The 16554-nt window shown below is 73.0% G+C and carries 13 protein-coding genes; 10 read left to right on the forward strand and 3 right to left on the reverse strand.

All coding sequences use genetic code 11. The features are described 5' to 3' along the window. Positions 1-2: 2 nt before the first annotated feature. From OG624_RS29690 to OG624_RS29700, 3 genes are all read left to right on the forward strand, one after another. Positions 3-605: a TetR/AcrR family transcriptional regulator gene (locus tag OG624_RS29690; protein ID WP_371639992.1), complete on the forward strand. Its 603-nt coding sequence runs from the start codon at positions 3-5 to the stop codon at positions 603-605. Between the two features lie 115 nt (positions 606-720). Beyond that, positions 721-1431: a ribonuclease HII gene (locus OG624_RS29695; protein ID WP_030713310.1), complete on the forward strand. Its 711-nt coding sequence runs from the start codon at positions 721-723 to the stop codon at positions 1429-1431. A 59-nt stretch (positions 1432-1490) separates the two neighbouring features. Beyond that, positions 1491-2123: a hypothetical protein gene (locus tag OG624_RS29700; RefSeq protein ID WP_033217445.1), complete on the forward strand. Its 633-nt coding sequence runs from the start codon at positions 1491-1493 to the stop codon at positions 2121-2123. 244 nt (positions 2124-2367) lie between these two features. Here OG624_RS29700 and OG624_RS29705 read toward each other — a convergent pair whose 3' ends face one another. Next, a complete protein-coding gene (locus tag OG624_RS29705; RefSeq protein ID WP_033217447.1) occupies positions 2368-2997 on the reverse strand; it encodes a hypothetical protein in 630 nt (209 codons plus the stop codon). A 214-nt stretch (positions 2998-3211) separates the two neighbouring features. Continuing rightward, positions 3212-5371 (reverse strand): RecQ family ATP-dependent DNA helicase, encoded by a 2160-nt coding sequence (locus OG624_RS29710; RefSeq protein ID WP_161293095.1) that lies wholly within the window; start codon positions 5369-5371, stop codon positions 3212-3214. Between the two features lie 142 nt (positions 5372-5513). Between OG624_RS29710 and OG624_RS29715 the strand changes: the two genes are divergently transcribed. The 7 genes from OG624_RS29715 (at position 5514) to OG624_RS29745 (ending at position 15935) form a co-directional block, all read left to right on the forward strand. Further along, complete coding sequence (locus OG624_RS29715) at positions 5514-6776, forward strand: DUF4192 domain-containing protein (protein ID WP_326749134.1); 1263 nt, start codon at positions 5514-5516, stop codon at positions 6774-6776. A 212-nt stretch (positions 6777-6988) separates the two neighbouring features. Then, complete coding sequence (locus OG624_RS29720) at positions 6989-8977, forward strand: glycogen debranching N-terminal domain-containing protein (protein WP_371639993.1); 1989 nt, start codon at positions 6989-6991, stop codon at positions 8975-8977. A 119-nt stretch (positions 8978-9096) separates the two neighbouring features. Next, positions 9097-9843 carry an NUDIX hydrolase gene (locus OG624_RS29725; protein ID WP_030713299.1) on the forward strand — a complete coding sequence of 249 codons (747 nt, stop codon included), beginning with the start codon at positions 9097-9099 and terminating at the stop codon, positions 9841-9843. 208 nt (positions 9844-10051) lie between these two features. After that, entirely contained in the window at positions 10052-11845 is a 1794-nt protein-coding gene (locus OG624_RS29730) for an ATP-binding cassette domain-containing protein (RefSeq protein ID WP_371639994.1), read from the forward strand. A 191-nt stretch (positions 11846-12036) separates the two neighbouring features. Further along, complete coding sequence (locus tag OG624_RS29735) at positions 12037-12924, forward strand: FadR/GntR family transcriptional regulator (RefSeq protein WP_078909126.1); 888 nt, start codon at positions 12037-12039, stop codon at positions 12922-12924. A 367-nt stretch (positions 12925-13291) separates the two neighbouring features. Further along, a complete protein-coding gene (locus OG624_RS29740) occupies positions 13292-14869 on the forward strand; it encodes an RNA polymerase sigma factor (RefSeq protein WP_266353556.1) in 1578 nt (525 codons plus the stop codon). A 139-nt stretch (positions 14870-15008) separates the two neighbouring features. Beyond that, entirely contained in the window at positions 15009-15935 is a 927-nt protein-coding gene (locus tag OG624_RS29745) for a serine protease (protein WP_371639995.1), read from the forward strand. A gap of 109 nt (positions 15936-16044) precedes the next feature. Here the strand turns inward: OG624_RS29745 and OG624_RS29750 are convergent, their stop codons facing one another. Next, on the reverse strand, positions 16045-16278 hold the full coding sequence (locus tag OG624_RS29750; RefSeq protein ID WP_030016583.1) for a DUF7455 domain-containing protein: 234 nt from the start codon (positions 16276-16278) through the stop codon (positions 16045-16047). Positions 16279-16554: the final 276 nt, after the last annotated feature.

The raw sequence follows: 16554 nt of genomic DNA on the forward strand, positions 1-16554 counted from the left end.
AGATGGTGGGTTCGCGCTGGTCAGCGGCGTCGCCGGGGCGCAGGCGAGGTCCTGAGCTCGAACGGGCGATTCTCGACGCCGCGTTGGAGCAGTTGAGTACGGTCGGCTGGAACGCCCTCACCATGGAGGGTGTCGCGTCCGGCGCGCACACCGGCAAGGCCGCGCTCTACCGTCGCTGGCCGTCGAAGGCGGACCTGGTGGCCGATGCGTTGCGCAGCGGTCTGCCGCGGATCGGTGACATTCCCGACTGTGGTTCGATCCGCGAGGACCTCTATCTGTTGTGTGTGAGCACGCGGGACGTCATGCACTCGCGCGCCGGGCAGGCCTTGCGGTCGGTGCTTCACGAATGCGATCACATGCATGCGGATCGGTTTCACGGAGTCATCTGGTCCGGTCTCCACGAGCCGGCTCAGCGCCTGATCAGGGAGCTTGTGGAGCGTGGAATCGCGCGAGGTGACGTGCGGCCGGACGCGACCGGTCCCTTTGTCGTGGATGTCATTCCGGCGATGCTGATGTACCGCGCCAAGGTGTGCGGAAGCGAATGGGAGGACGTGGACATCGCGACGCTGATCGACGAGGTGATGGTGCCGCTGCTCAGGGTGTGAGACGCGCCGGGGGCGTCTCGGGGCGCGCGGGGCGGCGTTCGCGTCCCATCGCGGGCGGGTCGGACCGGGGCGGGGGTGTGCAGTCGGCTCGGGGCGGCGTAACCTTGCTGGCGCCATGCCGTACGAAGCACCCACCCACACCGTCGAACGCTCCCTCCGTGCAACCACCGGCGCCAAGGTCATCGCCGGGGTCGACGAAGTCGGACGAGGGGCCTGGGCCGGACCCGTCACCGTGTGCGCGGCGATCACCGGGCTACGCCGGCCGCCCGCCGGGCTCACCGACTCCAAACTGCTCACCCCCAAGCGGCGCGACGCCCTGCTCGATGTCCTGGAGGGCTGGGTCACCGCGTACGCGCTCGGGCACTCCTCGCCCGAGGAGATCGACGAACTGGGGATGACCGCCGCCCTCCGACTGGCGGCAGAGCGCGCGCTGGAGGCGCTGCCGGTGCGACCCGACGCGGTGATACTCGACGGTAAGCACGACTACCTCGGCCCGCCCTGGCGGGTCCGTACGGTGATCAAGGGCGACCAGTCCTGCATCGCCGTCGCCGCGGCCTCGGTCATCGCCAAGGTCCGCCGCGACCGCATGATGGCCGAACTCGGGGAACAGGGCGGCGGGATCGAGGACTTCGCCTTCGCCGCCAACGCCGGGTACCCCTCGCCGGTACATCGGGCCGCACTGGAGGAGCTGGGGCCCACCCCCTACCACCGACTCTCGTGGTCGTACCTCGACGCGCTGCCCCGGTGGCGCCACCTCAAGAAGGTGCGCCGCAGCGAGGAGTCGATGGAGCTGGAAAACGGAGGCCAACTCGGCTTCGATTTCTGATCGCACGCCTGTGCCACCGACCGGTACGTTTCGTACCGGTGTTTGATAGATATCAACTCATGCCTCTCACCCCCGCCATCGAGGAGCCTCAGATTCACGAGAGTGCCCAGGGTCCCCGCGTCACGCCGGCCGCGAGCCGCACCGCGCAGACCCCCCGCCCTGTACCTGGTCCGCGTCCCGCCGCCGTACCGCGGCCCGGCCGCCCCGGTCCCGTCAGGCCCGCACCGCCCGCGCAGCGTGCGCCGCAGGCCGCCCCCGGACCCGTTCCCGTAGCCCCCACCGCACCGTCCGTCTCCGCGGCGGTGCCGCAGGTCCAGCTGATCCCGGCCTCCGCCGAGGGTGCGCTGGACGCGGCCGAAGAGGCCGTCGACCTGCTGCTCGACACCGGGCGCGCGCCCGGCGACATCCTGGTGCTCACCAGTGGCGACCCGCACCCGTGGGCCGCTCACGAGCTGTCCTTCGGCGAGGCCGCGTACTGGGCCCTGCACGACGCCGGGGACGACGTCTTCTACGCGGACGCGGCGCAGGTCCAGCGCGCCGCCGGCCGTCCCGTCGTGGTCTTCGCGGCCAACGGCGGATCGGTCGACACCATCGCGGGTGCCCTGCCGGTCGCGCTCACCCGGGCGGGTGCGCTGCTGATCGTGTGCGGCGACTCGCAGCAGATCAACTCCGTGCTGGGTGCGGGCGTCTGACGCCCTGTACCCCGGCACGGGCGAGGGGCGGGGCGGGCCTCGGGCCGGCCCCGCTGAAGCCCGCGCCGGGGCCCGAGTCGGTACCTGACGCCTGATCCGCCGTACGCCCGTTCCCGGGTGTACGGCTGTGAGGCATGCCCGCGGGCATGCGGACCGCGGCGTCGTACGAGCGTGGGCGGGCACCGGTGGCGGTCGTACGGGCCCGGGCCGTGCGCCGGTGCCGCACGCGCGGGCCGTTACGAGGTCAGCGCGCGGCGGTCCGCCGCAGGGCCTCCGCCGCCCCGCCCCCGGTGTGCAGGGCCAGCGGAGAGAACTCGGCGACGGTGTCGCCCAGGCGCTGCGGCCGCGAGTCGGAGCTCGGGCGCCGACCGCCACGGCCCTCACCCAGCACCTGCCAGCCTCCATGGGTGAGCGTGATGTACGCACCGCAGCGCAGGCCGTGCAGGGTGCAGGCGTCCCGCAACCCCCACATCCACGCCCCGTCCTCCTCGGTCCACCGCTCGTCACCCTCGCGGCAGTAGAGCAGCACGGCCGTCCGTACGGGCGTCCGACGCCGCAGGTCGTGCGGGAGGACCCGGCGCAGCCGGGACAACAGGGCGTTGCGGTACTCCCAACCGTCGGCCGAGGTCGACCGCTGCACGAAGGAGGCGCTCGCCACGAGCTGCTCCTCCGGGCCGAGGACGGCGATGACCGCGGTCGAGGGCACAGGGCTGTGCCGGGAGTGCAGCCCGCTGACGACTTCGCGCGGATTGCGGAGCAATGGAATGCCCGCCGCCGTCCATTCCGCGGGTTCCAGCAGTCTGCCGTGTCGGCTGGTGCCGCCGGTGGCTGTTGCCAGGGACGTGGTCGGGGGCTGCGCGAATCCGAAGGTCACGGTCCTCCCTTCGGGTACACGCCCGCGAACGGGCACGGTGGAGTCAGGGCGCGCCGCAGCGCGGCCCAGGAGGGTGCCGAGGAGCCGAGCGGGAGCACCCCAATTCTCGCGTGGCTTCTGAGCGTGCGGCAACGAGCAATTGACGCCGCCGACCGGAATTCGCCGGTATGCCGTTCATATCCTTGCCCCGCCACGCCGAAGATGACGCATTCGGCTAGCCCTGAAGCGCCAGCACCAGCGGGAACACCTCTTTCGCGCCTGCCCGCCGCAGCAGCCGGGCGGCCACCGCGATGGTCCACCCGCTCTCCGCACGGTCGTCCACGAGCAGCACCGGGCCCGCGGACTCCGCCAGCGCGTCGGCCAGCGCCGGGGGCACGGTGAGGGTTTGGTGGAGCCCCCGTACCCGCTGCGCGCTGTTCGAGGACACCGACCCGAACTCCGGGGCCTGGTCCGTGTAGGCGAGCGCGCCGAGCAGCGGCATCCGCCCGATCTCCGCGATCCGAGCGGCCAACGAACCGATCAACTGGGGGTGACTGCGCGAGGGCAGCGCGACCACGCCCACCGGCCGGGCCGGCGCGTCCGGAGCGCCCGAGGCCCAGCCGCCCGGACCGCGGGCCCAGTCGGCGAGCACCGCGACCACGGCCTGCGCGACATCGTCCGGAACCGGCTGGTCCGGAGCCTGCGGGGCCAGCATCGGGCGCAGCCGGTTGCCCCACCCGATGTCGGACAGCCGACCCAACGCCCGGCCCGTCGAGGCCTGCTCACCGGCGGGGATGCGCCCCTTGAGGTCGACGCCGACCGCGGCGAGCCCCGTCGGCCACATCTTGCGCGGCTCCAGCTCCACGCCCGGGCGGCCGAGTTCACCGCGCGCGGTGTCCAGCGCGGTGCTGGAGACCTCCGCCGTGAACCGGGCCCCGGCGCAGTTGTCGCAGCGGCCGCACGCCGCCGCCTCCTCGTCGTCCAGCTGGCGGCGCAGGAACTCCATCCGGCACCCGGTGGCCGCGGCGTAGTCGCGCATGGCCTGCTGCTCCGTCGCCCGCTGGCGGGCCACCCAGGCGTAGCGCTCGGCGTCGTAGGCCCAGGGCTCGCCCGTCGAGGTCCAGCCGCCCTTGACGCGGTGCACGGCGCCGTCGACATCGAGCACCTTGAGCATGGTCTCCAGCCGGGTGCGGCGCAGATCGACCAGCGGCTCCAGGGCGGGCAGCGACAGCGGCCGACCGGCCTGTGCCAGAACGTCCAGCGTGCGGCGCACCTGCTCCTCCGGCGGGAAGGCCACCGAGGCGAAGTACTGCCAGATCGCCTCGTCCTCCCGGCCGGGGAGCAGCAGGACCTCCGCGTGCTCGACACCACGGCCGGCGCGGCCGACCTGCTGGTAGTAGGCGATGGGGGAGGAGGGCGACCCCAGGTGCACCACGAAGCCCAGGTCGGGCTTGTCGAAGCCCATCCCGAGGGCGGAGGTCGCCACCAGTGCCTTGACCCGGTTCGCCTGGAGGTCGTCCTCGGCCTGCTGGCGGTCCGCGTTCTCCGTCTTTCCGGTGTACGAGGACACGGTGTGCCCGCGGTGACGCAGGTAGGCGGTGACCTCCTCGGCGGCCGCCACGGTCAACGTGTAGATGATCCCGGAGCCGGGCAGCTCCCCGAGATGGTCGGCGAGCCAGGCCAGCCGGTGCGCCGCGTCGGGCAGGGTCAGCACGGCCAGACTCAGGCTCTCGCGGTCCAGCGGACCGCGCAGCACCAGAGCGTCCGTGCCGGCCCCCGTGCCGAGCTGTTCGGCGACGTCGGCGGTCACGCGGGCATTGGCCGTGGCGGTCGTGGCGAGCACCGGGACCCCCGGCGGCAGGTCGGCCAGCATGGTGCGCAGGCGGCGGTAGTCGGGGCGGAAGTCGTGACCCCAGTCGGAGATGCAGTGCGCCTCGTCGACCACGAGCAGGCCGGTGGCGGCCGAGAGCTTGGGGAGGACCTGGTCGCGGAAATCGGGGTTGTTGAGCCGCTCCGGACTCACCAGCAGCACATCGACCTCACCCGCCGCCACCTCGGCCTGGATGCCCTCCCATTCCTCGGGGTTGGCGGAGTTGATGGTGCGGGCGCGGATCCCCGCCCGGGCCGCGGCCTCGACCTGATTGCGCATCAACGCGAGGAGCGGGGAGACGATCACCGTGGGGCCGGCGCCGCTCGCCCGCAGCAGGGAGGTGGCGACGAAGTACACCGCGGACTTGCCCCAGCCCGTGCGCTGGACCACCAGCGCCCGCCGCTTGTGCGCCACCAGGGCCTCGATCGCCAGCCACTGGTCCTCGCGCAGCCTGGCGGTGCCCGTGGGGTCGCCCACGAGACGGGCTAGTACGGAGTCGGCCGAGGACCTCAGGTCTGCGTTCATGCCCCCATGCAACCTGATGCCTCCGACATCGCGCCAATGCCGCTCCGGGCCTGTGGACGGCGGCGCCGGGAGCGAGGCGAGGGCGCGGCGGGAGTTATCCACAGGGCTTTCGGGATCGGATCATGCGCGGGACCTTCGTGGCATGACGAACAACCACGAATCACGCACCCCGTCCGGCCGTCCCTCCATCAGCCCGTCCGGAGCCGCCACCGGACCCCAGATCACCCTGCGCAGCCCGGCCGAACTGGCCGACGCGCTGCCCTACATGCTCGGCTTCCACCCGACCGACTCCCTCGTCATGGTCGCCGTGCACGGCGAGGGCGGACGCTTCGGCGGGCGGCTCCGCGTCGGTATCCCCAGCACACCCACGGAATGGGAGGACACCGCCCGACAGGTCGCCGAGTGCCTGATCCGGGGCAGCGAACGGCGCGGCGGCAAGCCCGACGGCATCGTCGTCTACCTCTGCCAGGAACCCACCGGGGAGGAGAACGGCCGGCGGGTGATGACCCGGCTGCGGCCCCTCGCCCAGCGGATCCGGCTGGCCTGCGGAGCTCTGGACGTGCCCGTCCTGGAGGCCCTGTGCCTGTCGGAGGGGCGGTTCTGGTCCTACGTGTGCCCCGACGAGCGGTGCTGCCCGGCCGACGGCAGCCTGCTGGCCGCCGTCGGTACCTCGGTACTGGCCGCCACGGCCACCTTCGCCGGACTCCAGGTCCGGGGCTCCCTCAAGGAGATCGAGAGCAGGCTGGCACCGCTGCGCGGTGCCGTGGCCGAGGAGGCGGAACAGGCCCTGGACCGAGCCGCCGCCGCCCTGATGCCCAGGATCCTCGACGGAGCCACCCGCGAGGAGGTCGGAGCCGAGACCATCGCCCTGGCGCGGGCCCTGATGCGGCGCATGACACTCGCCCCGCCCGTCGAGGGAGGCGCCCACGCCGACGACTGGGACGACGCGCTGCTCGGCCACGACGAGGCCGCCGCACTGATCCTCGGCCTTCAGGACCGCGAGATCCGGGACGTGGCCGCGGAATGGATGGAGAAGGAGGAGGCGGCCCCGGCCTTGCGGCTGTGGCGGGCCCTGGCCAGGCGCTGCGTCGGGGCCTACGGCGAGCACGCGGCCGCCCCGCTCACCCTCGCCGGTTGGGTCTCGTGGTCCACGGGCGACGAGCCGACCGCCCGGATCGCCTTCGGCCTGGCCCTGCGGGCGGACGCCGAGTACCGCTTCGCCCAGCTGCTCCACCACGCCTGCAACGAAGGGATCGACCCCGAGGGGCTGCGGCAGTGCCTGCGGGAGGAGCGGCGCCGACGGGAACCTCGGCGAAGCCGCCCCTCCGCCGGAACCCGTCCTCCCGGTCGCCGGGACCGGACCGCCCGCCGTGGATCGCGCCGTACCGCGAGGAGCGAACAGTGAGCGCGCACCGGTCCACCTCGTCCGGCGGTCCGGTGCGACGGCTCCGGTACGCCTTGGGCCTGCCCCGTCGGCGCGGGCCTCACCCCGGGCACGCCCGGACGGCGCCCGGGACCGTGACCCGGGCGGGGTCGGGGGCGTTCAGCTGTGGGGTGGTGGGGGACCGGCCGCGCCGCCGCCCAGCTGAACCGACCGGAGCGCAGACAAGGCGACACATGTCTCACCTCGCACCTCCTCGCCCAGCCGGCGTGCCCGCCGCCCGCAGGACCGAACTGCCGCCCGTGCACGACGCCGTCATCTGCGTCTCCGCGCCCTGTCTGGCCATCTCACCGGAGCACGGCCAGCTGACCGGGCAGGGGATCGAAGGGATCTACCGGTCCGGGCGCCGCCTGCTCTCCCGCTGCGTACTGCGCGTCGGCGGCCGGGACCCGATCGCGGTCCAGGGGCGCAGCCTCGCCGCCGACCGGGCCGTCTTCACCGCGACCGTGCGCACCGGCGCCGAGCCCGGCCCCGACCCCGACATCGGCGTGGAACGGCTCCGGCACGCGGACGGCACCGAGCGGATCACCCTGCGCAGCTTCTCGGCCCGGCCGGTACGCCTGCCCGTGGAGGTGCTGCTCGGCACCGACCTGGCGGAGCTGGCCGCCGTCGCCGCCGGCCGGGCCGGGCCGGAGGTACCCGCCGGGGTGCACGCCGCCGGGCTGCGCTGGAGCACCGGCGAGACACAGGCCGTGACCGCCGCCGAGCCGCCGCCGGACGACGCGCTGGCCTCGGCGGGGCTGCTGCGCTGGCAGCTCGAACTGGCTCCCGGCGAATCCCGCACCATCGAGCTGCGGACCACGCAGCACCGGGTGGGGCGGGCCCCCGCCGGGCAGGTGGCGAACCCGCTGGCCGACGCCCGGGCCGAAGGGGACGATCCGCGGGCCGAGGCATGGTTCCGGACCAGCGTCCAGGACCTGGGCGCGCTGCTCCTGCGCGACCCCGAGCAGCCGGGCGACGCCTTCGCCGCGGCGGGAGCGCCCTGGCGGCTGGGCCTGGCACCGGCGGAGTCGCTCTGGGCCGCGCGGATGGCGCTGCCCCTCGGGACCGGTCTCGCCGCCGCCACCCTACGCATCCTCGCCCGCACCCAGATCGAGGATCCGGGGCCGGACCACGGGAAGATCCCGGGCCCGCTGCGCGGAGCGGGCGCGCAACTTCCACCGGGGTGCACCGGCACGGAGGCGACACTGGCCTTCCCCGCGGTGCTGGCCGAGGCCCGGCTCTGGGGGATGCCCGAGGAGGAGGTGGCCCGGCTGCTCCCGGTCGCCGAGCGGTGCCTGCACTGGCTTCGGGGCGCCTTGGGGGAGGACGGCTTCCTGGCCGACCCCGACCCGGGCCCGCGGCGCTGCGAGACCCAGGCCCACGCCCATCGGGCCGCGGTGCTCGGAGCCGACCTGCTCGCCGCGTGCGGGCGGCCCGGAGCCGAGGAGTGGCGGGATCGGGCGGTCGGGCTGCGGGAGCGGTTCCGGGCCCGGTTCTGGATCGACGGTCCCGACGGCGGCCGGCCCGCCTCGGCCCTCCACCCCGACGGGAGGCCGCTGCCACGCCTGACGGGGGCCGCCGCCCACCTGCTCGACACCGGACTGCTCGGCGGCGGTCGGCTCGCCCCGGGGCTCTTGGACCGGACCCGGGCCGAGCAGCTCGCCCGACTGCTCGGAGCCCCCGCCATGGACTCCGGATGGGGGCTGCGGAGCATGGTCGTGAAGGAGCCGGGCTACAACCCGTTCGGTCACCGCTCGGGCGCCGTGAGGGCGTACGAGAGCGCGGTGGCCGTGGCGGGCCTGGCCCAGGCCGGCTTCGAGAAGGAGGCAGCGGGCCTGCTCGGAGGCCTGCTGGACGCGGCGGAGGCCTTCGGATACCGGCTTCCGGAGATGTTCGCGGCCGAGCAGCGCACCACGGGCAGCGCCCCCGTGCCGCACCCGGCGGCCTGCCGCCCGGCCGCCGTGGCCGCGGCGGCCGGGATCCACGCCCTGACCGCCCTCGCCGGCATCCGCCCCGACGCCCCCGCGGGCACGGTCGCCCTCGCGCCCCTGCCCGGAGCCCCGCTGGGCGGGCTCAGACTCTCGGGTCTTCGGGTCGCGGGGGAGCCCTTCGCCGTCCGGATCAGCCGGCTCGGCCTCGGCATGGTGGAGGAGGCGGCCGATGCGCTCCAGTTGGGTGGCTGAGCATTCGCACCCCGTTCCGGCCGGACCGTCCGCCCGATCGAAGGCCGCAGCCCTCGGGGTGCTGCCTTCAAGGTCACCAAAGCGCTGTTTATCGTCAGGCAGACGACTATGATCGCGGCATGTCGCCCTACGACCCGTCGGCCTATCCGCCCTTCGCCGTCACCGTCGACCTGGTCGTGCTCACCGTGCGGCGCCACGCGCTCTGCGCGCTGGTCGTCCGGAGAGGTGAGCAGCCGTTCCAGGGCCGCTGGGCGCTGCCCGGAGGTTTCGTCCGCGGGGACGAGGACCTGGCGGGGGCCGCCGCCAGGGAGCTCTCCGAAGAGACCGGCCTCTGTGCGCACGACCCCGCCCTGCCCGGCGCGGGCAACGGCGCGCACCTCGAACAGCTGGCCACCTACGGCGATCCGAAGCGCGATCCGCGGATGCGTGTCGTCAGCGTGGCGCACCTGGTGCTGGCTCCGGACCTGCCTGCGCCCCGGGCCGGGGGAGACGCCAACAGCGCGCGTTGGGCCTCGGTCGACGAGGTGCTGGCCGGCACCGACGAGGACTCCACGGGTCTCGCCTTCGACCACGCCAGGATCCTCGCCGACGGTGTGGAGCGGGCCCGCTCGAAGATCGAGTACTCCTCGCTGGCCACGGCCTTCTGCCCGCCGGAGTTCACCGTCGGCGAGCTGCGCCGGGTGTACGAGGCGGTCTGGGGAGTGTCCCTCGACCCGCGCAACTTCCACCGCAAGGTCACCGGCACTCCCGGATTCCTGGTGCCGGCCGGAGGTACGACGACCCGTCAGGGCGGGCGTCCGGCCCAGCTGTTCCGGGCGGGTGGGGCCACCCTGCTCAACCCGCCGATGCTGCGTCCGGAGGTCTGACACCGCGGCGTACGAGGCGCCCCGGGCGATGCCCGGACCGCTGTCCCGATGCCCGGACCGGGTCCGGACCCGCCGTCCGTGCGGAGCCCGGGGGCGGCAGTATCGGCATTCCATCGGACCGGTTGCGCTGAATATCGGACATATCGCGTTATCTTGCTTGCGGTACCCACCCTGCCGCTGAGCGGTCTCACCCCCCGCGAGAGAAGCGATGCTCCAGGCCATCGGACTCACCAGCAAACCCCGCCCCGACGCCCCGCCCCTCGTGGACGACCTCACCTTCGAGGCCCGCCCGGGGCATGTGACCGCCCTGCTCGGCGAGCCGGGATCGGGCAAGACCACCGCACTGCGGCTCATGCTCGAACTCGAACCGGGCCGCGGCGTCACCTACTTCCGCGGCCGCGCGCTGCACCGGATCCCGCACCCCGGCCGTGAGGTCGGCGTGCTCCTGGGCGACGTCCCCGGCAACCCCGCGCGGACCGTCCGCAACCAGCTGCGGATGCTCTGTGCCGCCGCCGGGGTGCCGGCTTCCCGGGCCGACGCGATGCTCGAGGTCGTCGGCATCGCGGGGCTGCGGGACCAGCGGCTCGGCTCCCTGTCGCTCGGCATGGAGCGCCGGGTCGCTCTGGCCTCGGCCCTGCTCGCCGATCCGTGCACCCTGCTGCTCGACGAGCCCGGTGCCGGACTCTCCCCACGCGAACGCGGCTGGCTGCACGGCCTGCTGCGCGGCCACGCCTCCCTCGGCGGCGCGGTGCTCTTCACCACCGACGACGCCAAGGAGGCCGCCCGTAGCGCCGACCGCGTCGTCAGCATCGAGGCGGGCCGGCTCGTCGCCGACCAGGACGCGGCGGACTTCGCCCGGACCCGGCTGCGGCCTCGGGTCGCCGTGCGCACCCCGCACGCGGCCCGACTGGCCGACGTACTGGGCCGGGAGGCCCGCGCCGCACGGCGTTCGGTGGAGATCGTCGCGGAGAGCGGCAGCCGCCTGTCGGTGTACGGCAGCAACTGCGCCGAGGTCGGCGAGGCGGCGTTCCGGCACGGCGTGCTGGTCCATCAGCTCGCCGACGAGACGGGCGACGCCGGTGCGTCGACGGCGCCGGTCCCGGCCGCGCGCACCGCGGCCGGAGGCCCGCCGGAGCCGGGCGCGGTCCGCGCCGAGGCCGCCGCCGACACCCCCGGCGAGAACCCGCGGCAGATCCGCTCCGGGCGCCCGGCGTCGGCCGTGCGCCGCGTGGGTGGCCCGCTGCGACCCCTGCGCTACGAGTTGCTCCGGGTCTTCGGGACCGCCACCCCCGTCCTCACCGCCGCCCTGGTCGTCGCCGCCTCCGTCCTCACCGCCCTGGTCCTCGCCCGGACCGGGCAGACCCCGCAGAACCGGCTGCTCGCCGCCTGGCCCGAACTGCTGCCGCTGCCGCCCGCCGCCTTGGGGGCGGGACTGCTCGGCGCGCTGGCCTTCGGCGAGGAGTACCGCTACCCCGCGCTCGCCGCCGACCGGGGCACCGTGCCCCGGCGAATGGGACTCCTCACCGCCAAGCTGGGCATCTGTGCCGCCCTGGCCCTGCTGCTCGGCGCCCTGACGGTGGCCGCCGACGCCGCCGCCCTCGCGCTGGTCTTCGACAGCGGCCCCCTGCGCACCCCGGTGGAGTGGCTCTCCCCGGCCGTGAGTTGGGCCGGGCTGCTCATCGGCTGCGCGTGGGCCGGCGTACTGGCCTCCGGTGTGTTCCGGTCCGCCACCGCGGGACTGGCCGCGGTGCTCGCCGTACCGGTGATGGTGGTTCCGCTGGTGCGCAAGGCGCTGGAGGGTTCGTCCGCGTACCCCTCGACCGGACTCGCTGCCCGCCTGCGCGGCCTGACCTGGGGGCAGTGGCCGCCGGAGGTCGACCGCGTGCTGGTGGGGGCCCTCCGGGTGATGGCCCAACCCGTCGGGACCGCACTGGTGTTGTCGCTGATGGTCCTGTTGTGCGCCTATGGGTTCACCGGACTGCGCAGCCGGGTCCGTTGGTGATCGTTCGGATGCGGGAGAAGTCGCGGAGAGGACCATTGCGGTCCGTGTCACGTCAAGCGGACCGCAACTCCCCGCAAAAGGCCCGATTCTTTACGATAAGTCGTCAATTGCGTAGGTGGCACCGATCACCCTTTCGTGTGCTTTTCACCAAAGACCTCAAGGGTCATGGAGGCACGGCCGACAAAGGATTCGTGAGTACCCTTGCGCACACCATGATGACCGCCGCCCGCCACGCCGACTCCGGCCTCGCCGGCCCGGGCGAACTCGACCGTTACCCCTACGCGGAGACCCCCGGGTCCGACCGCGTCGGAGCACCCCACTGGGACGGTGCCGACATCGAGTTGAGCCGCGTGGGCCGCCGAGCGGCAGGCAGCCGCGGACGCGGACTCCACGGCCAACTCGTCCAGCAGCTCGGCCAGATGATCGTTTCCGGTGACCTCGGCGCGGACCGTCCGCTCGTCCCCGAGGAGATCGGCCAGCGTTTCGAGGTCTCCCGCACGGTGGTCCGCGAATCGCTGCGGGTGCTGGAGGCCAAGGGCCTCGTCAGCGCCCGCCCCAACGTCGGCACCCGGGTCCGTCCCGTCGCCGACTGGAACCTGCTCGACCCCGACATCATCGAATGGCGCGCCTTCGGCCCGCAGCGCGACGACCAGCGCCGCGAGCTCGGTGAGCTCCGCTGGACCATCGAGCCGCTCGCCGCCCGTCTCGCCGCCGGTCACGGCCGCCCGGACATCCAGCAGCGCCTCGCGGACATGGTCGAGATCATGGGCCACGCCCTCGGCCAGGGCGACGCGATCACCTTCGCGCGCGCCGACAACGAATTCCACGCGCTCCTCATCCAGGTCGCCGGAAACCGCATGCTGGAGCACCTCTCCGGCATCGTCTCCGCAGCCCTCCAGGTCTCCGGCAACCCGATCACCGCCTGCGACCGCCCCAGCGAGACCTCCGTCGCGCACCACGCGCGGATGGTCGAGGCCCTGGCCGCGGGTGACGCGACGGGCGCCGAGAACGCCATGCGCCAGCTTCTGACGGTTCATCCGGAGGTCGAGCGCGTGGTTCCCGCCCCGCGCGAGCACTGACGGGCGGACGCGCGGGGGCGCGGGGGTGCAGAACATGTCGCCGGGCCCGGTCGGGTCCGGCGACACCGACGTGAGGCCCCGTTTCGTGGCGGTTCGACACCCGCGACACGCCAGGTTCGACCACAGGAGCGGCACTCCTGAGTACGGGGTGTGACTCGGGCCACGAAGATTGGGCGTAACGCTCTGCGAGGTCACGCGATGACGTAAGAGGTGATGGCCGACGGAGGGAAGACAGCAGCCCTTGGGGGTGCTGTGCAGCTCCCCGGCCCCTGCCCGCGCCGCCGGCCCATCCCCGGTCAGTGGTCGTCGGTTCCGGTCCAGCACCAGCAGGCCCGGGGTCGGAAGCCGTTCCCATCGTTCCGAGAGGTTGTTCGTGTCGGCCAGCACATCCCGTACGCTCCCGCCGGAGATCGCCGATTCCGAGTCTGTGATGGCGCTCATCGAGCGGGGCAAGGCCGAGGGGCAGATCGCCGGCGATGACGTGCGTCGGGCCTTCGAGGCTGACCAGATTCCTGCGACCCAGTGGAAGAATGTTCTGCGCAGCCTCAACCAGATCCTCGAGGAAGAGGGTGTGACGCTGATGGTCAGTGCCGCGGAGTCGCCCAAGCGCACCACCCGCAAGAGCGTCGCAGCCAAGAGCCCGGCCAAGCGGACGGCCACCGAGACCGTCAAGAAGACGGCGGCCAGGACGACGGCAGCGCAGCCCGCGGCGACCCCCGTTCCGGCGGACTCGGAGATCGTGGAAGCTCTCGCGGGAGAGCCCGGAACGGAGCCCGCAGCCAAGAAGACGGCGGCGAAGAAGACCGCGGCCAAGAAGGCCGCGCCGGCCAGGAAGACCGCCGCCAAGAAGACGGCGGCGAAGAAGACCGCCTCCAAGAAGGACGCGGACGAGGGCGCCGAGGACGAGACCCCTGACGAGGGTCCCGACGCCGCCAAGGCCGAGGCCGAGGAAGAGGAGGAGGGCGGGGAGAACAAGGGCTTCGTCATCTCCGACGACGAGGACGACGCCCCCGCCCAGCAGGTCGTGGTCGCCGGAGCCACCGCCGACCCGGTCAAGGACTACCTCAAGCAGATCGGCAAGGTCCCCCTCCTCAACGCCGAGCAGGAGGTCGAGCTCGCCAAGCGCATCGAGGCGGGTCTGTTCGCCGAGGACAAGCTGGCGAACTCCGACAAGCTGGCGCCCAAGCTCAAGCGCGAGCTGGAGATCATCGCCGAGGACGGCCGCCGTGCGAAGAACCACCTGCTGGAGGCCAACCTCCGCCTCGTGGTCTCCCTCGCCAAGCGCTACACCGGCCGCGGCATGCTCTTCCTGGACCTGATCCAGGAGGGCAACCTGGGTCTGATCCGTGCGGTCGAGAAGTTCGACTACACCAAGGGCTACAAGTTCTCGACCTATGCCACGTGGTGGATCCGCCAGGCGATCACGCGCGCCATGGCCGACCAGGCACGCACCATCCGCATCCCGGTGCACATGGTCGAGGTCATCAACAAGCTCGCCCGCGTCCAGCGCCAGATGCTCCAGGACCTGGGCCGCGAGCCCACCCCGGAGGAGCTGGCCAAGGAACTCGACATGACCCCCGAGAAGGTCATCGAGGTCCAGAAGTACGGCCGCGAGCCGATCTCCCTCCACACGCCGCTCGGCGAGGACGGCGACAGCGAGTTCGGTGACCTCATCGAGGACTCCGAAGCGGTCGTCCCGGCCGATGCCGTGAGCTTCACGCTGCTGCAGGAGCAGCTGCACTCGGTGCTCGACACCCTGAGTGAGCGCGAGGCCGGCGTGGTCTCGATGCGCTTCGGCCTCACGGACGGCCAGCCGAAGACCCTGGACGAGATCGGCAAGGTCTACGGGGTCACCCGTGAGCGGATCCGCCAGATCGAGTCCAAGACGATGTCGAAGCTCCGGCACCCGTCCCGCTCCCAGGTGCTGCGCGACTACCTGGACTGATCGGGAGGCCTCGGCGGCGGCACGGGCCGCCGCCGAAAGCCGATGCGGAGGACAGGGCGAGGGTGGCCGCGCGGGTGCGCTCGGCGACCGGGCGTCCCACTCTGGGTGGAGTCATGCACACTCGGAGTCAGGAGGCCTCATGCGTCGTCCCTTTGCCCGTGCTCTGGCGGGAGCGCTGACCCTGGCGGCGGGAGCGGCCGCGGCGCCGTTCGCCCAGGTGCCGCAGGCGGCCGCGGACAGTGTGGTGATCGGCGGGAAGCCGGTGAAGGTGGCCGACAGTCCCTGGGTCGTCGCCCTCGCCAGCCGTGACCGGTTCGGGGGTACGCGGGGCGGGCAGTTCTGCGGTGGCGTGGTCGTCGCCCCGACCAGGGTGCTGACGGCCGCGCACTGCCTCGGCAGCCAGGTGCTGGGCGGTCCGGTGGAATCCGTGGCCGACTTCCGCGTGATCGCCGGGCGTACGGAGCTCAGGGCGGCCGACGGCCGGGAGATCGCGGTGCGCGGGGCCAGGGTGAACCCGGCCTACGACCCGGCGAGCAACGCCGGAGACCTCGCCGTTCTGGAGCTGGCCGAGTCGGTGCCCGCCGACCACGTGCTGCCCATGGCCGGGGCGGGACATCCCGCCTACACGGCCGGGACCGAGGCCGCGGTGTACGGCTGGGGCGACACGAGCGGCTTCGGTGACTACGCGTACGGGCTCCGTGCCGCCGGGGTGACGGTGCTGGCGGACGAGATCTGCGTGCGCGCCTACCCCGGGGACGCGGACGGGCAGTACCGCGCGGAGTCCATGGTGTGCGCGGGGGACAGCGCCGGGGGCAAGGACGCCTGCCAGGGCGACAGCGGCGGGCCGCTGGTGGCGCAGGGGCGGCTGATCGGGCTGGTTTCGTGGGGCCGGGGCTGCGGGCGCGCCGACAGCCCGGGGATCTACACGCGCATCGCCCCGTTGGTCGACTTCGTACTGGCCCCGGAGACGGGCGCGCAGCCCGGGAAGGTCCGGGACATCCGGTGGGGCGCCCGCGGGGCCTCCCAGCCGTACGCAGGGCCCGTACAGGGGCATCGCACGCCTTAGCGGCAGGGTCGCGGACGTGAGGACGGGCGGCACCCCTGGGTCTCAGGGGTGCCGCCCGTCGACCGGCCTGGCCGGTCCTGGCTCGTCGGATGCGAGGTGCAGGCCTGTGTCAGCGGTCCTCGGGTTCGGCATTGGCAGCCGGAGCGGACGTGAGCCGCTCTGTCTCATCCTGTATTTCCGCGGCGATCTTCTTGAGTTCCGGCTCGAACTTGCGCCCGTGGTGGGCGCAGAAGAGCAGTTCACCGCCGCTCAGCAGGACGACGCGCAGATATGCCTGGGCGCCGCAACGGTCGCATCGGTCAGCGGCCGTCAGCGGGGTCGCGGGTGTCAGAACAGTAGTCACGTCGCCTCTTCTCTAGCTCGACGAGCTGTCGTACCAGGGTCAACATCCAACCAGGCCGAAAACGTTCCCGCTCGCGGCTTTTCCTCGAAACTTCCTTCCGAAGCTGGCCGGCTGTTGCCGGTTGGCGGCGAAGGAGCCGTATTGCGTTGCTTTACGGTTTCGCGTTGTCAGTCGTGCGCTTGTTGCAGTTCCATCCTCCCCCGGCGAGAGTGCCAGGTTGTGAATGAGGACGTGCCCGAACCCTAAATGGTTCATGCGCGGAAGGGAACGTGATGT

The sequence above is a fragment of the Streptomyces virginiae genome (assembly GCF_041432505.1).
In the GTDB taxonomy this organism is placed as follows: Bacteria; Actinomycetota; Actinomycetes; order Streptomycetales; family Streptomycetaceae; genus Streptomyces; species Streptomyces virginiae_A.

Coding starts and splice junctions, on each gene's coding strand:
- OG624_RS29715 (WP_326749134.1), top strand. CDS start 5,514: ATGACGAACAACCACGAATCACGCACCCCGTCCGGCCGTCCCTCCATC.
- OG624_RS29700 (WP_033217445.1), top strand. CDS start 1,491: ATGCCTCTCACCCCCGCCATCGAGGAGCCTCAGATTCACGAGAGTGCC.
- OG624_RS29710 (WP_161293095.1), bottom strand. CDS start 5,371: ATGAACGCAGACCTGAGGTCCTCGGCCGACTCCGTACTAGCCCGTCTC.
- OG624_RS29725 (WP_030713299.1), top strand. CDS start 9,097: ATGTCGCCCTACGACCCGTCGGCCTATCCGCCCTTCGCCGTCACCGTC.
- OG624_RS29720 (WP_371639993.1), top strand. CDS start 6,989: ATGTCTCACCTCGCACCTCCTCGCCCAGCCGGCGTGCCCGCCGCCCGC.
- OG624_RS29730 (WP_371639994.1), top strand. CDS start 10,052: ATGCTCCAGGCCATCGGACTCACCAGCAAACCCCGCCCCGACGCCCCG.
- OG624_RS29695 (WP_030713310.1), top strand. CDS start 721: ATGCCGTACGAAGCACCCACCCACACCGTCGAACGCTCCCTCCGTGCA.
- OG624_RS29690 (WP_371639992.1), top strand. CDS start 3: ATGGTGGGTTCGCGCTGGTCAGCGGCGTCGCCGGGGCGCAGGCGAGGT.
- OG624_RS29745 (WP_371639995.1), top strand. CDS start 15,009: ATGCGTCGTCCCTTTGCCCGTGCTCTGGCGGGAGCGCTGACCCTGGCG.